Below are 22,463 nucleotides of genomic sequence, written 5' to 3'. Positions count from 1 at the left end.
AAAACTATGTCCCATCAACCTTTTCCGCATAAAATTACCCGCGAGGGTCTCACGTATGATGATGTGCTGCTTGTTCCGGCACACTCACAGGTTCTGCCGCGTAATGTTGATACGTCTGTAATTCTGGCCCGTAATCTGAAGCTGAATATACCGGTTCTTGCTGCTGCAATGGATACCGTTTCAGAATACCGGCTTGCCATTGCCCTGGCCCGCGAAGGTGGTATGGCAATCCTTCACAAAAACATGACGATAGCTGAACAAGCTGAGCATGTGAGGCTGGTGAAGCGCAGCGAAAGCGGAATGATTGTTGATCCGGTAACGCTGGGCGCCGATGCTACTGTAGGGCAGGCACGCGACGTGATGAGCCATCACAAAATTGGCGGCATTCCGATTGTGGATGATCAGAAAAAACTGCTGGGTATTGTTACCAACCGCGATTTGCGTTTTGAGACCAACTTCAGCCGTAAACTCACTCAGATTATGACTGCAGGCCGCCTTGTTACCGCCCGGGCCGGTACAACGCTTGAAGAAGCCGAAACCCTGCTTCAGACCCACAAAATCGAAAAACTCCCGATTGTTGATTCAGATGGTACCCTTGTTGGCCTCATAACCTTTAAGGATATCGAAAAGAAAAAGAATTTCCCTAACGCATGTAAAGATGATATCGGCCGGCTTCGCGTTGGCGCAGCAGTAGGTATTGCAGCTGATACCGAGGAGCGTGTTACCGCATTGGTGAATGCCTCAGTAGATGCAGTTGTGGTTGATACCGCACACGGTCATTCACAGGGGGTGCTTGATATGGTGAAAGCCATCAGGACCAAATTCCCCGGGCTTGTTATAATTGGCGGAAATATCGCTACGCGTCAGGCTGCGGAAGCCCTGCACAAAGCCGGTGCCGACGCCGTGAAAGTAGGTGTTGGCCCTGGTTCGATCTGCACAACACGTATCGTAACCGGCGTTGGTGTACCACAGCTGAGTGCAGTAATGGAGGTTGCCGCCTATACCCGCGAAAACGGTATCGGCCTGATTGCCGATGGCGGTATAAAGCAAACGGGAGATATCCCCAAGGCAATAGCGGGCGGGGCAGATGTGGTGATGCTGGGCTCAATGTTTGCCGGGGTAGATGAAAGCCCGGGAGAAACCATTATTTATGAGGGCCGGAAATTCAAGACCTATCGCGGCATGGGCAGCATCGGCGCCATGAGCAAGGGCAGCAAAGACCGCTATTTCCAGGATGTGGAAGACGACGTTCGCAAGCTCGTGCCGGAAGGCATAGAAGGCCGTGTGCCCTACAAAGGTACTTTATCTGAAGTTGTGTATCAGATGAACGGCGGACTTCGTGCTGCCATGGGGTACTGCGGCGCTGCTTCGGTCAGCGATTTACAGCAGGCTGAGTTTGTGCGTATTTCACCGGCAGGTATGAGGGAAAGCCATCCGCACTCCGTACACATCACCAAAGAATCCCCCAATTATTCGATGCGCTAAACCGCCATACATCCTGAAATAAATGGAAAAACAGGAAGCGCCTTCGCTGCAACCTCCTGCAAAAACAGTTCTGATCATTGCCTACTACTTTCCACCCATGGGCGGAAGTGGTGTGCAGCGGCCAGCAAAACTTGCAAAGTACCTTCCGGATTATGGCTGGAACCCCGTAATTTTAGCTCCGGAACCCGGTGCATATTATCAGTTTGATGAGAGCCTGCTCGAAGAACTGCAGCACAGGCGTATTCACATTGAGCGGGTAAAGGCAAGAACATTTTTCCATTTTATGGCATCTGCAGCAGGGGGCGAAAGGCTTCAGGTTCAGCCTAAAGAGTGGAAAACACGCCTGCTTTCTGCTGTAACAGCCTGGTTTTTCCAACCGGATAATAAAACAGGCTGGATCGAACCGGCCCTCGAAAAGGCCCGTGAGCTCATCGCCCGAAATAAAATTCAGGCCGTTATAGCAACGGCGCCGCCGTACAGCAATTTGCTGCTTGCAGCCCGCCTTAAGAGGGAATATGGTTTGCCGGTGATTATGGATTTCCGGGATGACTGGTTGGAAAGTCATTGGATCAGCTATCCGACACGCTGGCATTACCGCAGGATGAAAGCCATCGAAGCCAAAACCCTTGCCGCTGCAGACCTGATTACCGTTGTTAATGAAGCCTACAAAACCGCTCTTCTGAAACGGGTTGAAAGGGCCCGGGCGGGGCAGGTTTACGTAATTCCAAACGGCTACGACCCGGAGAATTTTGCCAAAGGCATCACCGGGGAAGTTAGCGCACCCAAAGCGGCGGGTTTCAGAACATTCACGCTGCTGCACAGCGGCCGTTTTTACAGCGGCATAGCACCCGATGCGCTGTTGGTGAGCATAAGTATTTTTTTGAAAAGGAACCCGGAGCAAAGAAGCCGCTTTCGTGTTCAGTTTCAGGGCGGGCTCACAGATGCGCACCGAAAGGTCATCGGCCGGCTTCAGCTAAATGATATCATAGAAGATTTGGGATATGTGCCGCATCAGCGGGCTGTCGAAAACCTGATGAAAGCTGATGCCCTTTTCCTTACTCTTGGCAACATCCCCAAAATTGATGCCGTAACCCCCGGCAAAGTTTTTGAATACATTGGCAGCGGTAAGCCGGTGCTGGCATATCTGCCTGAAGGGGTAACCGCTGATCTGCTGAGATCCTATGGGGCCGCATATATTTGCGGCATGAATGAAGCTGTCGAACAGGCAAAAGCCCTTGAAAAGATGTACCGGGATTGGGAAGGCAAAACGCTGCCCCGGGCAGAAAGTGCTTTTAAGCAGCAGTTCAGCCGGAAAACCATTGCACGTGAGTTTGGCGGGTTGTTGGATGAGCTTCAGGAATTTTCAAAATGAAACAATCGGGCTAAAGAAATCTGAGAAATTGATTGTAAACATCATATCTTAGCCGTTCTAAGCAAATCACAAAAATAGCGGCTTATGCCGGAATCAACCAAAGTTTCGCACTGACCGGATGCTTGATTTTATTTCTCGTATAACATCCTTCAGCAATGAAAAACTGACCGTGTTGCTATGGCAGGGTCAGGCACACGATACCAACAAGCCTTACACCATTGTACCACGTAAGATGTTAGGCTTGGTGGTATTGTCGCATCTGATTGTGATCGGCCTTATGTTTTTGTTTTTCTTCCTTACACCGCTTGGTACACTTCTTTTTAACAGAGAAGATCAGGCTGTTCGGGAGCAGATTGTGGAAATCAGAGACAGAATTGAAGTTTTGAGAGATTCACTTCATGCAAACGAACTTCAGTTAAGTAACTTTAAGCTGGCCCTAATGCAAAGTACCGACACGACATTTGCAACCGGCATAAATGCAGAAGACAGGCCTGAAATTTTTAGTATTTCACCCGCTTTTTTTGAGTTAGAGGATGGCGATGCATTTACGCAGGTACGCGGACTGAGCCCGGAGGAGATTGTTCATTCCTCAGAAGCGTTTTTTTCGTCTGACTGGGATTTGCCTCTGCCGTTTCCGCTTGAAGGTACAGTAACAAGGCGGTTTGATATTTCAACAGGCCATACCGGAATTGACATTGCTGCCGCTGAGGGTACGGTCATACGGACTTTTGCCGACGGGGTGATCCTGTTCAGCGCGTTTACGGTTCAATATGGCAATGTAATTATTATACAGCACACTAACGGATTTGCGAGCATTTATAAGCACTGTAAAAGCCTCGCAAGGCAAAAGGGCGATTTTGTTAAGCGTGGAGATATAATCGGGCGTGTAGGAAGTTCCGGTCTGCTTACAACAGGGCCACATCTTCATTTTGAACTATGGCGAAACGGTGTGGCACTAAATCCATCTGAATCATTCACCAACTTAAACTAAACCATATGTTTAGCAGAAAAAAAAATAAGCCTGAATCAACTGTTCCGGCTCAGGACAACCAGTCTGTGCCGGCAATTAACATGGTAAGCGAGCAAACAACAGTTCAGGGTATTATTTCGGGGAAAAATGACATCCGTATCTCCGGTACAGTAGATGGAGAAATCGAAATCGAAGCCAAGTGCATTGTTTCTGCAAGTGGTGTTGTAAGAGGAAACATTAATTCTAAAGATGCAGATATCGCTGGTAAAGTTGACGGGCATGTTGTTTCCGCTAACCGTCTTATTTTACGACAGTCAGCCCACGTAACCGGTGATATTAAAACGAATGTCCTCCTGATCGAAGAAGGGGCAAAGTTTGACGGAGCCTGCCGAATGGGCAGTACCATCTCGCTTGATAAAGAAGGTGCAAAAAAATAAGACAGCGAAGAGCCGCAGTTTTAGCGTGCATAAACCCAAAAAAAACAGTCTAAATTAATGGATGTAAGGGGTTTCGGGCAATACATACAGTTTGGGCTGCAAGTGGGGATTACCATGTCCGTTCCTGTTCTGATTGGTGTGTGGCTCGACAATCGCTATGATACCGGCCCCTGGCTTATGCTTGCAGGTATATTTCTGGGTTTCATATCTATGCTCTGGACCATTTATAAAACCGCGTTGGAATTGAATGAAAAGGACCGGCACAACAAAAAAAAGAATAAGCTGTGATGTGGCGTAAGTTTCTGCTATATTTACTTGCTATTGATGCATTTCTGTTCCTTACAGCCCTGGCGCTGTTTCATTATTATTACAGTACAGATTTGCTCACAGGCCACATAATTGCACTGATTGCAACAAGCCTCAACGCCATTACTGCTCTGTATTTCGCTAAAGGCGGAATTCATGCAGGAATGAATGTATTCATGCTCAAAGTGATGGGGGGCATGGGGCTTCGGATGTTAGCTATGCTGATTATGGTGTTCATTATTATTTTTTTGACAGAACTCCCCCAATTTGGCTTTATAATTAGTCTGTTTATTGCTTATATTATCAAGTCTGTATTGGAAATTATTTTTGTACTCAAAATCAAAGACAACCCGCAATTATTACGTAATGAATAAATTTGTTCGTACTGCATTCCTGCTGCTTTTTGCTCTGTTGTATGTTACACCTACAACTGTTATTGCGCAAGATGAAGAGAGAAACTACGGGGATATTGACGTAATTGCCAAGTTAGGGGATAGGTATTACATTGAGTTTGAACCACTTCCGAAGCTGTATCTGCCACGGATTCTGATTTCAGAAGGTTTTCATTTTTTTGGCTCAACTAAAAGTGCCATGAACAGCGGGTTGTTTCAGGATCAGTTTTACGTAGAAAATCCTCAGGCCTTTGTTGCAGGCGAATCAGGTCCGGTAACGTACAAACTTGTAAGAACTGACGGCACTCCGGTAACTCTTGATCTTTCGATTTCTAAACATATACTCTGGTTTTGGCTTGCGGGTTTTCTTACGCTCTTTATTTTCGGCCGCATGGCCCGCAAATATGAAGCCGGCATTGGCCGCGAAACTGCACCAAAAGGTGCAGGTATGAATTTTGCGGAGGTCCTAATTGTATATCTGCGGGACGAAGTAGTTAAAGCAAATATTGGGGAAGAGAAATACATGAAGTTTGCCCCTTATCTGCTTTCCTGTTTTTTTATGATTCTTTTCATGAACCTGTTTGGCCTTGCGCCATGGGGGCAAACACCTACCTCAGATATTTCAGTAACAGCGGCTCTTGCAATCACCACTTTTTTCATGGTGAACCTGAACGGTACCAAAGATTACTGGAAGCACGTGTTCGCAATGCCGGGTATCCCCAAGTTCATGCTCATTATTATGATCCCGGTTGAAGTGCTTGGCCTTTTTACCAAACCGTTCGCACTGGCAGTTCGTCTTTTTGCAAATATGCTTTCCGGGAAAATGCTCATTCTAAGCATGCTCGGCATGATATTCGTTTTCGCCGGGCTTTACGGTGCCGGTCTCGGACTTGCATCAGCTTTGCTGTGGGTTCCCTTTACACTGTTTATCTATGCGCTTAAGGTTTTTGCTGCATTCCTTCAGGCGTACATTTTCACTATGTTTTCTGCATTGTTTATCGGAATGGCTCTGGAAGATCACAGCCATCACGATGAGCACCATCATGCAGAAACAGCTGCAGCACACTGATTGTCACAATCATCATTCAACAACAGTTAACTAAATACACTTACACGTTTAGGAGTTACTATTATGGACGTTACTCAATTCGCTGACATGGCCCACCTCGCAGCCGGTCTTGGTGCCGGGATTATTCTTCTTGGTGCTGGTTTCGGAATCGGTATGATTGGAAAAGGCGCAATGGATGCCATGGCACGTCAGCCAGAAGCAGCCGGCGATGTTCGTACAGCTATGCTTATTGCCGCCGGTCTTATTGAAGGTGCTGCCTTCTTTGCGCTGGTAATCTGCATTATTCTTGCAAATACTTAATACGAAACAATCTTTTCCACCTACGGCCGTGTGCATTAAACACTGGTAGTATGCCGGTGTAAGGCAAACGGTCCCGAAATCTTTAAAACGCATGAATCCGGTTTTAGCAAATGCACTGCTGAATTTCGAGCCCGGTATTGTTATCTGGATCGGAATCACCTTCGTTATATTCCTGCTGGCACTTCGCAAATTTGCATGGGGTCCGGTTCTTGCTGCGCTTGAAAAGCGTGAAAAGAGCATTCAGGAATCCCTCGATTCTGCCGAAAAAGCGATGAAGCGTGCGGAAGAAATTTCCCGCAACAACGATGAAGCGCTTCGGAAAGCAGAGGTTGAGGCGCAGCGCCTTCGTAAAGAGGCTAAAGAAGAAGCCGAAAAGATTCGTGTCGATATTATTGAAAAGTCACGTTCGGAAGCAGAAGCTGTAAAACAACAGATTCTGGCAACCATTGAACAGGAAAAACAAAAGGCAATGCTCGAGCTCAGGTCGCATGTAGCTGAACTCGCACTTGAAGCAGCCTCCAAAATCCTGAACGCCGAACTTGACGAAAAGAGAAACAAGAAGCTTGTCGATGATTTTATCGACGGAATATCCAAGAATTAATCCCAGATGATTCCTTCAAAAGCTGCAAGGCGATATTCAGCCGCACTCCTGGGTTTCGCCCTGGAAACCAAAACGCTACCAAGGGTACTGAAGGACATTGAACATGTTCATCAAACCATTCAGCATTCAAGGGAGCTTGTTTTGTTTCTGCGGAACCCTGTAATAAAAGCTGACAAAAAGCGGGAAGCTATCAAACAACTTTTTGGTAAGTCGGTATCTGCCGAGGTTAACGCCTTTTTTGATCTTATTGCTGAGAAGTCGCGCTTTAATCTCATTGCCGGTATAATGCAGGCTTTTATTGATGCATACCGCAGGCATGAAGGCATCGAGCTTGTTCAGGTGTTTTTCGCCGAACAGCCCGAAGCTGAGCAGCTATCCCGCATCAAAAAAGCACTTGAAGTGAAAACAGGGAAAACGGTTGAATTAATAACCAAACATAAGCCCGGCCTCATTGGCGGCCTTGTTGTTAAAATTGATGATACCGTAATTGATGGTTCTGTTAAACATAAGCTCGAACAGCTTCAATACTTGTTTTTCAAAGCAGCAATTTAAACCGATACCGATTTAAGACTGAGTTTAATTCAATATTATTATGAGCCACGTTAAACCCGATGAAGTATCCGCCATTCTGCGTAAGCAACTGGCTGGGTTTCAGTCTGAATCCGATATCTACGATGAAGGCACAGTTCTCGAAGTAGGGGACGGTATCGCTCGTGTGTACGGATTGAGCAAAATCCAGGCGGGTGAGCTCGTAGAGCTTCCCGATTCCAGAGACAAAGACGGAAACCCTGTTCAGGGAATGGTACTCAACCTCGAAGAAGACAATGTTGGTATTGTACTCTTCGGTTCTGCAAGTGCTATTCAGGAAGGATATACGGTTCGGCGAACCAAAAACATTGCTTCCATCGAAGTGGGTGAAGGCGTTCTTGGCCGCGTGCTTGACCCTCTCGGTAAGCCTGTTGATGGCAAGGGACCGATCTCAGGCAAGACCATCCGTATGCCCCTTGAACGCAAAGCACCAGGTGTTGTGTACCGTGAGCCGGTTAGTGAACCGCTTCAGACCGGTATAAAAGCCATCGATTCGATGATTCCAATCGGTCGTGGGCAGCGTGAGTTGATTATTGGTGACCGTCAGACCGGTAAAACGGCAATTGCAATCGACACTATCCTGAATCAGAAAGCTTCTCACGATAAAAAAGACGGTAACGGTGTTTACTGTATTTATGTAGCAATAGGCCAGAAAAATTCGACTATTGCTCAGGTAAATCAGATTCTGGAGCGCGAAGGCGCAAAATCGTACACTACTATCGTATCTGCACCCGCAACAGCTCCGGCACCTCTTCAGTACATTGCCGCTTACGCTGGAGCTGCTATTGGTGAATTCTTCCGAGATACTGGCCGCCATGCTTTGATTATCTATGATGATCTTTCCAAGCAGGCTGTAGCTTATCGTGAAGTATCCCTTCTGTTGAGAAGACCTCCGGGACGCGAAGCCTACCCTGGCGACGTTTTCTATCTGCACAGCCGTCTTCTCGAGCGCGCTGCGAAAATCAACCGGAACCAGGCTGTTGCAGAGCGTATGAATGACGTACCCGATGAACTGAAGCCTCTCGTAAAGGGCGGCGGTTCATTAACTGCGCTTCCGATTATCGAAACACAAGCCGGTGACGTTTCTGCCTATATCCCGACTAACGTAATTTCTATTACGGACGGTCAGATCTTCCTGCAAACTAACCTTTTTAACTCAGGTGTGCGTCCTGCTATTGATGTTGGTATCTCTGTATCTCGTGTGGGTGGTTCTGCACAGATTAAAGCGATGAAAAAACTTGCAGGTACGCTCAAACTTGATCTTGCGCAGTATCGTGAACTCGAAGCCTTTGCTAAATTTGGTTCTGACCTCGATGCTACAACGCAGCGGCAGCTCGCAAAAGGAGAGCGTTCGGTAGAGCTGCTCAAGCAGAAGCAATATTCGCCGCTTTCAGTAGAAGAGCAGGTAGCTGTACTGCTTGCTAATAATGAAGGTGTATTGAGTGAGCTTACAGTTGATAAAATTCAGCTTTTTGAGAAAAACTATCTCGAATCCCTGCATCTGAAGTATCAGAAAGAGATGGATGAGCTCAGCTCAACAGGAAACCTCACTGATGATACAAAAGCGAAGTTCATTGAAGCGGCAAAAACAGCCAAAGATGAAATATTAAGCTCCTCAGCAAACTAATATGGCCAATTTACGCGAAATACGGGACCGAATATCTTCGGTAAAAAGTACGCAGCAAATCACCAAAGCCATGAAAATGGTTGCCGCTGCTCGTCTTCGCAAGGCCCAGGAAAACGTGCTTGCAACCCGGCCCTATGTGGCCGGTTTGCAAGCTGTTATCGAAAAATTGAGCAGCAGTACGGAATCTCAGAACGTTTTCATGAAAGAAGTTGAGAATCCGCAAAATGTTCTGCTTATCGTTATAGGTTCTGACCGCGGTCTTTGCGGGGGCTTTAACAGCAACCTTTTTCGCTTTGTTACCGATTCGTTGAAAGAGCGTTTTCCTGGCTTCAAAGAAAACGGAAAACTTTCCGTAATTACCATCGGTCGTAAAGCCGGAGATTTTTTCGGTAAACGCGATTTTAAGGTAGTTATGAAAAATAACGGCTTCTTTGATAACCTCCGTTTCGATCGGTCTGCTGAAATTTCTGCGGAAGTTGCAGCGGCTTTCAAAAGCGGGGAATATGACAGCGTATATATCGCATTCAATGAGTTCAAAAGTGTGATTGCTCAAAACCGCATTTTTACTAAACTGCTTCCGGTTTCGGTTGATAAAACCGAGGAAGATTCCTTCGATAATATTGATTACATCTTTGAGCCTAATCCGGCCCAAATCCTGGATAATATAATCCCGCTTCATATTAACATGCAGTTGTGGCGTGCCCTCCTTGAGTCAAATGCTTCCGAGCAGGGTGCACGTATGGCTGCTATGGATAACGCTACCGAAAACGCGAAAGAAATTATCGGACATCTGAACCTGAGCTACAATAAGGCCCGTCAGGCAGCCATTACGACAGAACTTTCAGAAATTGTTTCCGGAGCTGAAGCATTGAACGGATAAATTTATTATATTTGGAAACTCAGGAGAGTTGGCAGAGTGGTCGATTGCGGCGGTCTTGAAAACCGTTGAGGCGAAAGTCTCCGGGGGTTCGAATCCCTCACTCTCCGCATCAAAAAAAGCCTTCATCACAAGTGAAGGCTTTTTTTGTATCATCAAATTACGTTATCTGCGTTTGGGATGCTGTCATCCCCATCGACCCATTTTATTCTTTATGATAATCACAAACTTTCTTTTTAAGGCCCGATACCTTTTGCTGTGCGTGGCCTTACTGGGCCTAACAGTACATAAACCTGCCTATTCGCGTACGTATAGTGCTGCCGTGCCCGACACCGTTACCATCACGCTTGCTGATTTTCTAACGCTGGCAACGGAACAATCAAAAGAGCTCCAGGCAAGGCGTCAGAATGTCGAATTGGCGCGTAACACCAACGCCGGGGCACGTAACAGCCGGATCTTACCAAACTTCACCCTTACAACAGCCCACGGCCTGATCCCCGGTGTGAAAAGCAGAGATGATATGGATTTGCCTTCATCACAGCTTTATCTCGATCCAAGTCTAAGAAATGACTGGGAGGACTGGGCCTTTTTTAATCAGTTTGAAGTTACGGCTTTGCAGCCGGTGTACACATGGGGAGCCATCCGAAACGCTATCAAGGCTTCACAGGCGGGAATAAATGTGAGTTTGTTTGAATTTGAAGCAGAAGAGCAAAAAACTAAACTTCAGTTGTTTCAGTTATGGCAGGGCAGGCTGTTAGCGGTAGAACTCGATCGCCTTACTACAGAAGCTGAGCGTACTATTGAAATGGCTGAGCGGGAACTGATTAAGCTTTTCGAAGAGGGGAGCGATGAAATTGATGATGCTGATTTTTATCAGTTTGAAATTTTTAAGTTTGAATTTGAAGCTCAGAAAGAAGAGGTAAAACGCAATCTCGAAGTTTTGGAACGCGCATGGGCAATAGCACTTGGCAGCAGGGATTCAGGTATCATTTATATTCCGGATGAGCGCTTTCTTGACCCGCTTGATGCTGTAATTGAACCCCTTGAAACTTACCTGGCTCATGCGGCAGTTAGCAGGCCCGAACTTCGCCAGATTGACGCTGTACGGGATGCTGCCGGTTTTGGCGTAGATGCGCAGCGCGCACAAATGTTTCCGGCACTTTTTGTCGGGGCAACTTATCGCTACGCTTACGCTCCAAACCGTCCCAGGCAGCGCAATCCCTTTATCAGCAATGCTGCCAATACCGAAAGCCTGACAGTAGGCCTGGGTTTCAGGCAAAACCTGAATTTCCTACAGCTTCAGAATCGTACCGACCGAGCTCAGATTCAGTTACGGCAGGCAGGTTATGCGCTCGAAGCCGTTCGGGATGGCATAGAACTTGAAGTAAGCGATAAGTACAAAGATGCGCAGATTGCACGAACAAGGTTGTCTTCGGTAGAACGTGCCCTTGATGTAAGCCGTAACTGGCTGCGGCAGGAGCAGCTCGATTACGACATCGGTTTCGGAGAAATACCAAACCTGATCGATGCCTTCACCAAAAACCTTGAGCTTGAAGCGCAGCAAAAGCAATATATCTACGATTTCAACGTGAGGCTTGCACGCCTGCTCAACGCCGGCGGGTTTCGTCTCGATCAATTTTTTACGACCAACACCGCAGACTTATGAAAGTATTTGTTCTCCTTTTTTCCATTTTTATCGGCACTTTTGTTCACAATACTGTGCAGGCTGCCACAGCTGATCAGGCTATAATCCACGAAGTGCGCGAAATGCTCATTGATCGCGATCAGGAAATAAAGGCCCTGCTCGGCCCCGAAGGTACTGAGCATACCGATGCTCAGCGCGATGAATTAATGGATATCATCAATCAAATCATAGACTATGAGGCTATGGCCCGACATGCGCTTCAGGAGACCTGGGGTACCCTCACACAGGCTCAGCGGGAAGAGTTTGTAGATGTTTTTGCCCGCGTTATCCGCGATCAGTCTCTCAACAGTCTTGAAATTTACCGCGCCGATGTTACCTACGAATCATTCGAAGTTAACGGAAACTTTGTTACCGCACACACAATTGCTACGCTCGAAAATGTGCGCACCCCGGTAATTTATGAACTTGAAAACCGCGCCGGAGAGTGGTTTGTGATTGATATGTCCGTCGATAATGTTTCGACAGCCGAGTCTTACCGGCGTTCCTTTCAGCGGATTATCCAGCGCCGGGGTTTTGATGCTCTGATGGATAATCTCAGACGACGGGCAGGCGTATCCTAAGTTGCAGTGAAGTTTTTGGCAGATGATGCATTAAGTGCATCATCTGTCTTTACTTCTGAAAAAGCCCCGATTTAACTACTCCAAATTCTCCGTCCATGAAAGCCCGTCTGTTTACTTTTTTTCTGATATTTATGTGGCATGGACTTCCTGAGGAAGTTGCTTCACAACCGCTTAATCCGCAGGGAGAACTGAGCACGTTAGGTCCGGATAACATTTGGGCTCAAACCCTCACAGGAAGCCATTTCAACGAGTTCTGGACCTGGCACTTTTTCATGGATGATGGTATGCTGGTCACCATTACCTTTTCTGCGGCCAATTTTGGCAACTTGAAGTCGCCTGTAACAGGTGTGAGGGTTTCGGTAGTCGGGCTGGAAGGCAACACCTGGCAGCTTTCCCGGGAGTACCCGATCGAAGAGCTTATCCAAAATAAAGAGACCGGGCTTTTTCAGCTCAGAGAAGGCAGGGAAGTTTGGTTTAAAGGCCGTTTGCCTGAACAAATGCAGGTTCGTGTCGAAACTACTAAAGACGGTATCAGCTACGATATTCACTTGTTTCTCGAAGATATTGCGCCCGGTTTTAAGCTTGGAGACGGCATCTACCGGATTGGAAGTGAGGAAATCGGGATTTTTACCCACATTCCATTTGCCCGTACCAAAGGCTATGTGGAAGTAAACGGGACGCGGAAGGAAGTGAGTGGTACGGCACACATGGATCATACCTTTCAAAATCAGACGACTACACGCCTGATGGACAGCGGTTACAGGTTTATTGCACAGAATGACCGGGATAACTGGGATATTGTCTTCTTCTTTTTACCGGCAGGTGAGCGGCACAACCGAACAATAGGTCATTACCTGAACAGCCGTAACGGAAGTCCTGATATTTTTACGGTACACAGTATAGAGAACGTCAGCACATCAAGACTGCACGGTAAACGTGTTGCACGAGACCTTCAGCTTCAGCTGATGCACCCACAGGGTGCCATAAAAAGCGTGAGACTTAACCGCACTGCTGATCTGGAGCGGTTTTCAATGCTTTCAGAACTCTCGTGGGTTGAAAGGCGGGTAGCCCGTGGTTTTCTTGGAGGAGAGGTACTGGAATTCAGAGGAAAAGCGCGGTTTAACCTCCCAAGTGAGGCTGAAATAGGAGGATTTTATAATTTCTTTCTTGTTGACTAATTGAAGAAATGCGCAAGCGGGGATTTTGTTGGGTTTTGGAAAGATGAATCCCTTACTTTTGGAAACATAAAGTCCTAAAACTGCCATTAATGAAGGTTAGCTTTGGTTTATATCTTAAGGTTTCCTTTCGGTCAGCTTGCTATGTCAGGTATTGAGTTTGCCTTCCCGAACAAATATAAACCGGGGTGCTGAGATCATGCCGGGTTTGAAAAAACAGCCTGAAGGTTACGTATTTACAAGTTACGGCAAGCCAAAGTATTTGCGGGATGTACTTGTAGCTGTTGATGCCATCCGGAGGTATGATCAGAAAAGACCAGTAGCTCTGTATTGCAGCCATGAACATGCCACTGAAATCCGGAAACTGGGATTCGGTCACTGGTTTGCACAAATACTCGATTTACCGGTAGAAAACAGATCCATTGTAGGGTTTAAGCATCAGCTTTATCGGTTTATGCCTTTTGAAAGAAACCTGTATCTGGATTCCGATATGATTTGGTGCCGAAACCCCGACCCGCTGTGGCACATTATGCAACCGTTCGGGTTTACGCTTACAGGTTCTGAGTCGGCTGATGTATTCTTTGGGGCACCCAAATCTTTTGGCATCGCCACCGACATCCTGCTGCGCCGCCGGCAGCGAACCCTGCGCCGTTTTGGTCTCACCCATTTGTACAGGGTGCAGTCCGGCTTTATTTTTGCCGCCGATCCGGAGCTCACCCGCCGTGTTTGTGAACAGGCATCAGCCTTTCTTGCCCGAATGGATGAAACTCACTTCATCAGCCGCACTAATGAACGTAACCGCACCCTTGAAAGCTGCGAATGGAGCCTCGGCATGGCGATGAGCCGGCTCGGTTTGTATGTGATGCCCTGGTTCAACGGCTACGAAAGCGCACAGCTGGACTACATCCGCTACCTCACCCATCATAATGAGGATTTCACTGAGGTCGCCTGTAAGTACTACTGCAACCCCTTCATTTATTCGCTTCGGGGCATTCAGCGCCCCTGGATGCACGAGCTGCTCCGGTCGCTATTCTGGATTCTACCCCGCAGCGGCGATCATATCTGGGTGAGGCCTTATGTGCTTCATTTCGGCTGGGGCCATGAAAAGCAGGCTTTCAGTATCTATGCCGAAAAGCGTTGGGCGCAATTAATCGGTCAGCCTGAGCCGTAAATCTGTAAAATTCAGCATTTAAAAGCTGATATGCACGCTTTGATGTTGTTGGTCAGTTCCGCTCTTTTTATCTAAGAACCTGCTGTCCAGCGCAGGGTCAGCAGGGTGCCAAAGTTTTGAGGATGAACCTCGCCCGTATCAAAGCCAAAACTGATTCGGGCTTCAGTGTTTTTGAAGAATTGCTTTGTGCCCACATCCAGCAAAAATGACCACTGATCCCGCCTTTCGGTTAGCAGGTTTTCTCGGCCGGTTGGGTTGGTACGGCGGGAAGCCCGGTTCGCTCCGTAGTTTCGGCTGTACGTTGAGAGAAAACGCCAGTCAAAGGCTCCCCAGAATCCTTCCAGACCGAGATGATGGGCTATGATTTCGTTGTTAACAACCCCAAGGTACAAGGGATCGGTGAGCAGCAGCGGATTCCCCAGGCTTTGCCCGAAGTAGGTCCAGCCGCCACGGTAAGCCCAGTGATTGTAGTAGTTGAAGTATTCATCACGTGCCCGCTGTGGAAAACGCGACATGCCTTCTTTCAGGTCGATGTACTCGTAGTGAATGGTTTGAAGCAGCGGCCTGAAGCCCGACCCGCTACGGCTCTGATGCAGCCGTGAGCCCTGCGCACCTGCTGCAGGCCGCGGATTACTGCCGGCCGATTTCCAGCTCCGGGGCAGACCCGGCTCCCGCAGCGATATCGTAGCGCCCCACATGCCGTCCCACGGGGTGCCAAACCTCGCATTGGGCGTATCTTCCAGAATGAACTGCCTGCTGAGCGAAAAAATGTAGCGCTCAGTATTTACCTTAATGGCAAAATCGTAGGTGCCAATATGATTTTGCGCGCTGTTTAGCAGCTGCCCTCCCCCGATGATTTCATTGGAATCTGCCGCGCGGGAAAAGAACACATCCAGAAAAGAACGGAAGTTTACGGGTGAGCTTCCGTGCAGCTGACTCGTGCCGCCCCACTGTGCGAAGTGCTTGAGGCCGCCGTGCAAAACAAGAGGCGCGTTTTCATCAAAAATCCGCAGATATAAATGCTTGCGGTGAATGCGCACCAGCCCATCCACAAAACGGTCGCTGCGGTCGGTTTGCCAGCCGTGCCCCAGCGAGGCATCAAAATGCAGGATACCGTCGGTATAAGGAACAGGCATGAATCCGCGGGTGGCAAAAACGATCTGAGGGATCGGCCGTGCATTTTCTGATAAATCCATGCTGCCGGTAGAAAGTGTCGGGTGTATCAGCCCGAACTGCTCGCGCTTGCGGCCTGCCCAAAGCTCAAAATAGCCGTAGCTGAGCTGCACGAAGCCTTCATTAAAATGAATATTTGACCGATCAGAGGTGCGAAACAGCAGGTCGGCCTTTACGGCAGCTGAAAAGCCGGAACCCAAATCATATTCTCCCAGCCCGAACAAGCTGAAAAGTCCGTTTGCGCTTTGTCGGTCGATCTGACCGTAGCGGTTGGAATAAATCCAGAACGGAAGCTCACCCGAAGTTCCTGCTCCGGCTCCGGTCTGCCATCCGTAAGAATAACTAAGTCTGTCGACTGCGGTTTCGGGGGAAAGCTGCTGCCCGCCCGTCTGAGCGCTGATGTTAACGGGAAGCGATACAATGAGCGCAGCTAAAAAAACACAAGTGTAAACCGGGAGTAATTTTAACACAGATAATTCCGTCTTAAGCTAAATACAGGGTTTTAGTTCGGATGAAATGCAGCCCGTCAGCCGGTAATACTGCTACACCGTAAAGATAGCAAGCCTGCAGCAAACAAAATGATAAAATCCAAAAGCCTGATCAGTCTGCAAGCAGGGGAGGTCGTTTTCCCGATTTTTTTAGTTTAATTTCATTGGGCCGATTTGTTATCTTTTGTAAGCGAAATGCAGTGAATATGTTTTTATAAATTGTGCGGGAGGTATTTTTGATGGAATGGTACATCATGGCATTGAAACGGTTCTCTGATTTTCAGGGCCGGTCGCGCAGGAAAGAATACTGGTTTTTCCAGTTGTTCAACCTGATGATAATTTTTGCAATTTCTTTCATGGAAACCCTTTCGGGGGTTGATATTGAGGAAGGTCTTGGCCCTTTTGCGATTCTGTTCAGCCTGATTATGTTTATCCCCGGGCTGGCAGTTAGTGTGAGGCGCCTGCACGATACCAACCGCAGCGGATTCTGGCTGCTGATGGCATTCATCCCGCTAATCGGCTTTATTGTGCTGCTCTATTTCATGTTTTCTGAAGGCGATGAAGGCAGCAACAGTTACGGTCCCGATCCCAAGCAGGACCAAATCATACACCGTGAGGCAAAAGAGCCTGAAGATTTCTGGAAGCGGGAAGATTTTTAAATTAGAATATCTATTTCCAAAAAAAACAGCGCCATTTAAGGCGCTGTTTTGGTTTTAGGGTGATGTGTTCCCGGCCCGAAGCTCACTCCAGGGCGTTCAGCAAATCCTGCAGACTTACTTCGCCGGTGAGGATGGTCCCCGCAATTTCTATCACCGGCAGATCAACGTGACGCGTGCCGTCAAGGTTGTATTCATACGCGGCGGCCGGCTCTACTTTGCTCCACATGTGCTCGAGCGTTCGCGGGTCGCGGTCGGTGTAGTAGCGAACCGGGCGCGTACCTGCAAGCCTGAGCTGCTCTATGAGGGTGTCACAAACGGCGCAGACTTCCTCACCCCAGATGAAAACCCGGTACTCAGACAGCTTCTCAATACCATCCGGAAAAATTGTGATGAGCCCGAGTTCGTACTGAAATATCAGATTATTGAGATCAGGAGGATCGATGATCAGCACGTTATCAATCCGCACGACCGCGAATTCGGGGCTTCGTTTATATCCTGCGAGCGAAAGCAGCTGCTCTCTTTCCTGCAGCAGTTCCGCATGCCTTAATGCATTTGGGAAATAGTTAAGCCTCCCTTCCGACACAGAGTGTCGCAGCCGGTTGAAACGCTCATCATCGAAGCTTCCGTAGATGTAGATTTGCTTGCCGCGCAGCAGTAAGTACTGTTCTTCAGGCGTTTGTGCCTGAGGCCTGTAGGCTGCCGGGTCCGGACTGCGGGCAAATTTTGCGGTCCAGTACAGTTGCTGCGGTCGGTCAGCCATCCGGATAACATGCGCCCCCATGTACCGGTAGTGTTGACCCATGATGATCCGGCAATGACCCGGACTCCTGAGCCACAGGTTAACGGCATTTTGCGGGGAGTTGCTTCCATAGGCCAGAATTTCCGCTGCGCCGGAAAAACGATCCGTAACCCTCCGAACGCGGTCAGTCGGTGACGAGCCGTCGCTGCCGGTATGTCCGCGAAAGTCGTTTTCAGACATATCGGCGGAATGAATCCGGGCCGCCCGGCGCAGGTCTTCGTCCCGGGCTACAGGCGGGGCCGGGGGCATGAACTCATCCCCGCACATGCGCCCCTCAGCGCGCGCTTCATTAAAAAGCCCGGTCAGCTGCCGGGCAAAATCCTCCAAAGCCGCATCATCCTGCTGCGCCTGTACGGGCGGGGGGATGATGATCATCATCATCAAAAGTAAAAATGGTACGATAAGGGTTTTTGAACAGCTCAGGTAATTTTCCATAAAAGTTCATTTAGTTTGGAATTCCCTCCAAAATACATAAAAACAGCCGCATAGGAAATTACCGATCTGTAACGCAGCATTTATAGCCTCAGGGTGAAGCCCGTCCTCATCCAGCGGCCGGGCTGCGGTACATTTGCGATGTCGTTATAGCTCGTATTGAAGAGGTTGGAAGCTTCCGCAAAAAGGGTGATGCGGTTGAAGCGCGCAAACATGTGCAGATCGGCCAGCCAGAACGGCTCAAAGGGCCGGGTTTCGGTGAAAGTGCCGCCTTCAAAGAGGATGAAATCGCCGGACCGCTGCTGCCAGCTCAGGCTCAGGGCAAATCCGCTGTTGGCGGTGAGCGGATGGCGCAGGCTTACATCAAGCTTGTGCTGCAGGAAATCCAGCGCGTAATTGGAAACAAACTCACCGCTGCGCCGGCCCGCATCAATGAAAGAATAGCTGAGTTTCAGGCTGCGATGGATGCCTGCTGTCGTGCCCGTGCCGCCCCGGGCTGTGAGCCAATCCGGGAGGTACCAAAGCAGGCTGTGCTCCATTCCTGTGATGGTGACCTCTGTTAGGTTTTCGCTTCGCCAGAGCTCTTCACCGGGGCGGCGGGTCCAGTCGATGATGTTGGTGCCCCAGCGCCGGAAGAAAGCTGATTCCCAAAACAGCGGACCAAAGCCTGCATGAAAACCGGTCTCAGCCGAGACGGCCCGCTCCGGCTGAAGTCCGGGGTTGCCGAGATTGGTCGGCCCTTCATAGAACAAATCTGTGAAAGTGGGCAGGCGGAGGGTTCGGTTGAGGCTCGCGTACACGCGGAAGGTTTCCGTGAGCTGAAACCCTGCATCAATGCCCGGGAAGAAGGTGAAATCGCGGTCGAGGTCGGTGTTGTAGTACAGCAACCCGCCGCCCGAAAAGGAAAACCGGCCCAGCACCGCGCTGTGCTCGGCCATCAGGCTGAGGCCTGTGCGGGCATACGAATGGGTGAAAAAAGCGCCGGCTTCACCCGGTACGGCGCGGGGTGCCGCCATCGGCTCGCCCAGCACATTGCTCAGGATGTGCTCGTAGCGGTAGTCGAGGCCGGCGGAAGTGGCGCCGAGCCTGCTGAGGTGCGTCCAGTTCAGGGCCGCCCCGAGGATGTCGCTCTTGTGGTAGTTGTGCCCGCTGTACCAGGCCGGGGCCTCATTTCGGAACAACTCGAAGCGGTCGTTATGGCGCCGCCAGTAAACGGTCGGGCTGATGCGCACCGGGCCTGACGGCTGCCACCTTGCCGAGGCGAACAGGGTGCGGGTTTGTTCAAACTGATCCGGAAAAACCGGGGTGTAGAAGCTGTTGGCCCCGAAAGCACGGCTGTTGAGCCCCGCCTGCAGCTCGGCGGTGCCGGCGGCGGTTTCGGCAAGACCGCGGTAAAACAGGCTTGCATCGCGGAAATCCGTGTTTTCGGTGTAGCCGCTGCTGCCCTTGCGCCCCATCGACAGGTGATGGCGCGTACTGCCGGCTTCGAAGCCGGCCGAGAAGCCGGCGGTGCCCAGACCGTGCTGACCCGCGCTTGCCGAAACCTGCACATGCTCCGAGCCCGGCTCCCGGGTGATGATGTTGATCGCGCCGTTGAAGGCATTGGGACCGAAAATCCGGGCACCGGCGCCGTGCAGCACTTCGATGCGCTCGATACTGCTGATATCGACCGGCAGGTTGAGGTTGTGGTGCCCCGTTTGCGGGTCGGTGAGGTTGATGCCGTTCAGCAGCACGAGGGTCTGATCGAAAGTGCCGCCACGGATAATGACATCGCTCTGCATCCCGAAGCTGCCGCGGTGCCGCACGTCGAGCCCGCGAACCATGCTGAGCAGGGCGCTTACATCCTGCGCGCCGCTCAGCTCGATTTCCTGCCGGGTGATCACCTGCACGGAGCGCCTCAGCTCTGAGAACCGCACCGGGGTACGTTGCGAGCTCACGACTACCCGATCGAGCTCAAGCTGCCAGAGGGAGTCGGCCGGGGCCGCTTCCTGCGGAGGCTCACCCGGCACGGCTGCGGCATAAGTCCAAACCGGGGAAATGCCCAAAAAACAGGAAAAGGCGACGAAACCCATCACCCGAAAAAAACAAGTTGAAAAACACATTATCAAATAAGGGAGTCTTGTGAATTATGCAGCACGAATCAGTGCAGAACTAAATATTGCATTAACTAATGGTTACGCAGTTAACAGCTGCTCAATTTAAGGCGCAGGTGTATGTGGTTGAAATAAAAAAAACGGCTTTATAATCTGTGGCTTCAAATTTTGCAGGCAAGAAGCTGCTTATTGCATGTTAGTATAAATGATTACACTGCTTCTCCTGGTTTAGGCGCTTTTTGAAGACATAGAAGTAAAAAATATAGCCGGTTAATTTCGGAAACCGTGCAGGCGGTGAAAATCCGAAGGTAAGCCGGTCTGCAGCTATAGGGTGCTAAAATAGTAAGTGTTATTATTTTATTGAGTTAATATTTTTTTGGACTTTTTGGCTTATACTGAAATTGTAAATCTGAATCATTAAATGAGCTCTGACAGAGATATCAGGGCTGACTGTAGGCAAACCCAATTAATGTTTTTTGATAGCAGTTTAAATAAGGCACTTCAGTGCAAAGATGAGCAGGCATTTGAAAAAGTGTTCCTGCTGATGTTCGAACCGTTGTGCGGATTTGCGTTTTCGATTACGGGGGCGCGACAGGTTTCGGAGTGTGTGGTACAGGATGTTTTCCTGAGCTTATGGGAAGGCTGCGGGAGTATTAATGAGGAGACCAATCTTCGGGCATGGCTGTACCGGGCCGTGCGCAACCGCTGCATCGACCGGCTCAGGGCAGTTGAAATACGTGACCGCTATGTTGCAGAACTCGGTTTGCAGATGCAGGAAGAACTGATGCAGGCGTTTACTGATTCTGAAGAAGCGAACGAGAAAGAAGCATTGATCGAAAAAGTAAACCGCGAAATAATGCGTTTGCCCGAAACCATACGGGAGACTTATCTGCTGCACCGCCGCGACGGTCTCACTTATGCTGAAATCGCGGAAGTTTTAGGCCTTCCTCAAAAAACAGTTGAATCCCGCATGTCTAAAGCACTGAAATTGCTCAGGGAAAGGGTGATTGGTACAGGCCGGTTGGAAAAAAAATAAAAAAAGTTTCAGGGTAAACAGTTTGGGGTTCGTCATTGGGGTATAAACGCACACCCATTTTTACCCACGAACTGAATGAAAATAACGCAAATACACAGATATCTGTCAGGAGAGGCGGGTGCTGCAGAAAAAAAAGCCTTTGAGGATTGGCTTGCAGCATCAGATGAAAACCGTGCGAAATTTGAGGAGTACCGTAGAATCTATGTTGTTTCGATTAAAAAAGCACAACATTTCGATGCCGTTGCAGCGCTTGCAACCTTTCGCAAAAACCGTTCTGAATTTCCCACAACCGAGGCGCCAAATCAAAAAACAGAAAGCCGTGCCCTCCGGCCTGCCGGAAAAAGGCGCCCAACCGGGGTATGGCTTAAAATTGCAGCCGTGCTGCTTCTGGCGCTGGGCATCAGCATTTATGTGCTGTATCCGGGCTTAACCGGCACGGACTCACCGGTAGTTCAGGAAGCTGCCGGCAGCTGGTATGAAACCGGCTTTGGCGAGCAGCGATCATATCGTATGCCCGATGGCAGCCGCATCCGGTTGAATGCTGATTCCCGTCTTTTTCTACCATTTGATTACGGTCAGCAAACCAGAACTGTAAAGCTTCAGGGTGAGGCCTTTTTTGACGTTGAAACAAATGCAGAACTGCCCTTCATCGTGCATACAGCAGAGGCTGCGGTGCAGGTGCTGGGTACCAGTTTTGTGGTTCGTGCCAGGGCTGAACAACAGATTTCGGTCGTGGCAGTAAAAACAGGCAGGGTTTCGGTAAGCAGCGCCGAACTGACCGATACAGCCTCTGTTGAACTCTCAGCCGGTGAATATACCATTGTGGCAGCGGGCGAGCAGCCTGCTGCGCCTTTAAGCAGCGGTGTTGAGCAATATCTGGGCTGGCAGCAGCAGCAGTTTGTCTTCAGTGATACACCGCTTCATGAAATGCTGGGGCAGCTCGAGCGGCATTTTAATGTTCACATTACGCTGAAAGACAGCAGCAGTATTGCACAGCCGGTAACAGCCCGCTATTCAACAGAATCGCTGGAAGAAATTTTAAACATCACCTCGCTCACACATGGTGTGGCATTTGAGGTAACCCATAGAAATGCTAACCCATAACCCTAACTGTAAATCCTTCACTCAATCCTCACTGAAACGCAAAA

The 22,463-nt window shown here is 49.2% G+C and carries 22 protein-coding genes and 1 tRNA gene; 20 read left to right on the top strand and 3 right to left on the bottom strand.

Annotation, left to right across the window (positions count from 1 at the left end; genetic code table 11):
• Nucleotides 1–6: 6 nt before the first annotated feature.
• The 17 genes from guaB to LAT75_RS00745 all read left to right on the top strand — a co-directional run bounded on the left by guaB (nucleotide 7) and on the right by LAT75_RS00745 (nucleotide 14,635).
• Nucleotides 7–1,485: an IMP dehydrogenase gene (gene guaB, locus LAT75_RS00820; RefSeq protein ID WP_291480712.1), complete on the top strand. Its 1,479-nt coding sequence runs from the start codon at nucleotides 7–9 to the stop codon at nucleotides 1,483–1,485.
• A 22-nt stretch (nucleotides 1,486–1,507) separates the two neighbouring features.
• Nucleotides 1,508–2,857 carry a glycosyltransferase gene (locus tag LAT75_RS00815; RefSeq protein WP_291480711.1) on the top strand — a complete coding sequence of 450 codons (1,350 nt, stop codon included), beginning with the start codon at nucleotides 1,508–1,510 and terminating at the stop codon, nucleotides 2,855–2,857.
• A 169-nt stretch (nucleotides 2,858–3,026) separates the two neighbouring features.
• Complete coding sequence (locus tag LAT75_RS00810) at nucleotides 3,027–3,848, top strand: M23 family metallopeptidase (protein WP_291480710.1); 822 nt, start codon at nucleotides 3,027–3,029, stop codon at nucleotides 3,846–3,848.
• Nucleotides 3,849–3,853: 5 nt separating this feature from the next.
• Nucleotides 3,854–4,264, top strand: coding sequence for a polymer-forming cytoskeletal protein (locus LAT75_RS00805; RefSeq protein ID WP_291480709.1), 411 nt, complete (start codon nucleotides 3,854–3,856; stop codon nucleotides 4,262–4,264).
• A gap of 57 nt (nucleotides 4,265–4,321) precedes the next feature.
• The gene (locus LAT75_RS15610; protein ID WP_363320493.1) at nucleotides 4,322–4,552 is read left to right on the top strand and encodes an AtpZ/AtpI family protein; all 231 of its coding nucleotides are present in this window, start codon (nucleotides 4,322–4,324) and stop codon (nucleotides 4,550–4,552) included.
• A complete protein-coding gene (locus tag LAT75_RS00800) occupies nucleotides 4,549–4,944 on the top strand; it encodes a hypothetical protein (RefSeq protein WP_291480708.1) in 396 nt (131 codons plus the stop codon). The genes LAT75_RS15610 and LAT75_RS00800 overlap by 4 nt, the downstream gene beginning before the upstream one ends.
• Nucleotides 4,937–6,031 carry a F0F1 ATP synthase subunit A gene (gene atpB / locus LAT75_RS00795; RefSeq protein WP_291480707.1) on the top strand — a complete coding sequence of 365 codons (1,095 nt, stop codon included), beginning with the start codon at nucleotides 4,937–4,939 and terminating at the stop codon, nucleotides 6,029–6,031. The genes LAT75_RS00800 and atpB overlap by 8 nt, the downstream gene beginning before the upstream one ends.
• Nucleotides 6,032–6,094: 63 nt before the next feature.
• A complete protein-coding gene (atpE, locus tag LAT75_RS00790; RefSeq protein ID WP_291480706.1) occupies nucleotides 6,095–6,331 on the top strand; it encodes an ATP synthase F0 subunit C in 237 nt (78 codons plus the stop codon).
• Nucleotides 6,332–6,422: 91 nt separating this feature from the next.
• Nucleotides 6,423–6,932, top strand: coding sequence for a F0F1 ATP synthase subunit B (atpF, locus tag LAT75_RS00785; RefSeq protein ID WP_291480705.1), 510 nt, complete (start codon nucleotides 6,423–6,425; stop codon nucleotides 6,930–6,932).
• Nucleotides 6,933–6,938: 6 nt separating this feature from the next.
• Nucleotides 6,939–7,484, top strand: coding sequence for an ATP synthase F1 subunit delta (atpH, locus tag LAT75_RS00780; RefSeq protein WP_291480704.1), 546 nt, complete (start codon nucleotides 6,939–6,941; stop codon nucleotides 7,482–7,484).
• Between the two features lie 37 nt (nucleotides 7,485–7,521).
• The gene (gene atpA / locus LAT75_RS00775) at nucleotides 7,522–9,147 is read left to right on the top strand and encodes a F0F1 ATP synthase subunit alpha (RefSeq protein ID WP_363320494.1); all 1,626 of its coding nucleotides are present in this window, start codon (nucleotides 7,522–7,524) and stop codon (nucleotides 9,145–9,147) included.
• A gap of 1 nt (nucleotide 9,148) precedes the next feature.
• Nucleotides 9,149–10,027 carry an ATP synthase F1 subunit gamma gene (atpG, locus tag LAT75_RS00770; protein WP_291480702.1) on the top strand — a complete coding sequence of 293 codons (879 nt, stop codon included), beginning with the start codon at nucleotides 9,149–9,151 and terminating at the stop codon, nucleotides 10,025–10,027.
• Nucleotides 10,028–10,049: 22 nt separating this feature from the next.
• A tRNA-Ser gene (locus LAT75_RS00765) sits at nucleotides 10,050–10,134 on the top strand.
• A gap of 104 nt (nucleotides 10,135–10,238) precedes the next feature.
• On the top strand, nucleotides 10,239–11,690 hold the full coding sequence (locus tag LAT75_RS00760; RefSeq protein ID WP_291480701.1) for a TolC family protein: 1,452 nt from the start codon (nucleotides 10,239–10,241) through the stop codon (nucleotides 11,688–11,690).
• On the top strand, nucleotides 11,687–12,289 hold the full coding sequence (locus tag LAT75_RS00755; protein WP_291480700.1) for an ABC transporter substrate-binding protein: 603 nt from the start codon (nucleotides 11,687–11,689) through the stop codon (nucleotides 12,287–12,289). The genes LAT75_RS00760 and LAT75_RS00755 overlap by 4 nt, the downstream gene beginning before the upstream one ends.
• 95 nt (nucleotides 12,290–12,384) lie before the next feature.
• Nucleotides 12,385–13,467: a hypothetical protein gene (locus LAT75_RS00750; RefSeq protein WP_291480699.1), complete on the top strand. Its 1,083-nt coding sequence runs from the start codon at nucleotides 12,385–12,387 to the stop codon at nucleotides 13,465–13,467.
• 196 nt (nucleotides 13,468–13,663) lie between these two features.
• On the top strand, nucleotides 13,664–14,635 hold the full coding sequence (locus LAT75_RS00745; protein WP_291480698.1) for a hypothetical protein: 972 nt from the start codon (nucleotides 13,664–13,666) through the stop codon (nucleotides 14,633–14,635).
• 71 nt (nucleotides 14,636–14,706) lie between these two features.
• Here the strand turns inward: LAT75_RS00745 and LAT75_RS00740 are convergent, their stop codons facing one another.
• The gene (locus LAT75_RS00740; protein WP_291480697.1) at nucleotides 14,707–16,278 is read right to left on the bottom strand and encodes a capsule assembly Wzi family protein; all 1,572 of its coding nucleotides are present in this window, start codon (nucleotides 16,276–16,278) and stop codon (nucleotides 14,707–14,709) included.
• A gap of 257 nt (nucleotides 16,279–16,535) precedes the next feature.
• Between LAT75_RS00740 and LAT75_RS00735 the strand changes: the two genes are divergently transcribed.
• Complete coding sequence (locus LAT75_RS00735; RefSeq protein ID WP_291480696.1) at nucleotides 16,536–16,955, top strand: DUF805 domain-containing protein; 420 nt, start codon at nucleotides 16,536–16,538, stop codon at nucleotides 16,953–16,955.
• An 82-nt stretch (nucleotides 16,956–17,037) separates the two neighbouring features.
• Here LAT75_RS00735 and LAT75_RS00730 read toward each other — a convergent pair whose 3' ends face one another.
• Nucleotides 17,038–18,189 carry a CAP domain-containing protein gene (locus tag LAT75_RS00730; protein WP_291480695.1) on the bottom strand — a complete coding sequence of 384 codons (1,152 nt, stop codon included), beginning with the start codon at nucleotides 18,187–18,189 and terminating at the stop codon, nucleotides 17,038–17,040.
• An 80-nt stretch (nucleotides 18,190–18,269) separates the two neighbouring features.
• Nucleotides 18,270–20,231 (bottom strand): TonB-dependent receptor, encoded by a 1,962-nt coding sequence (locus LAT75_RS00725; RefSeq protein WP_291480694.1) that lies wholly within the window; start codon nucleotides 20,229–20,231, stop codon nucleotides 18,270–18,272.
• Between the two features lie 517 nt (nucleotides 20,232–20,748).
• On the opposite strand from LAT75_RS00725, the gene LAT75_RS00720 reads away from it, so the two are divergent.
• Both LAT75_RS00720 and LAT75_RS00715 read left to right on the top strand, forming a co-directional pair.
• On the top strand, nucleotides 20,749–21,315 hold the full coding sequence (locus tag LAT75_RS00720; RefSeq protein WP_291480693.1) for an RNA polymerase sigma-70 factor: 567 nt from the start codon (nucleotides 20,749–20,751) through the stop codon (nucleotides 21,313–21,315).
• A 75-nt stretch (nucleotides 21,316–21,390) separates the two neighbouring features.
• Entirely contained in the window at nucleotides 21,391–22,419 is a 1,029-nt protein-coding gene (locus LAT75_RS00715; protein WP_291480692.1) for a FecR domain-containing protein, read from the top strand.
• The last annotated feature ends 44 nt before the right edge of the window (nucleotides 22,420–22,463 follow it).

The sequence above is a fragment of the Cyclonatronum sp. genome, from assembly GCF_022565315.1.
In the GTDB taxonomy this organism is placed as follows: Bacteria; Bacteroidota; Rhodothermia; order Balneolales; family Cyclonatronaceae; genus Cyclonatronum.
Note: the sequence above shows the minus strand (reverse complement) of the source record. Positions and strands in the feature narration are given on the sequence as shown.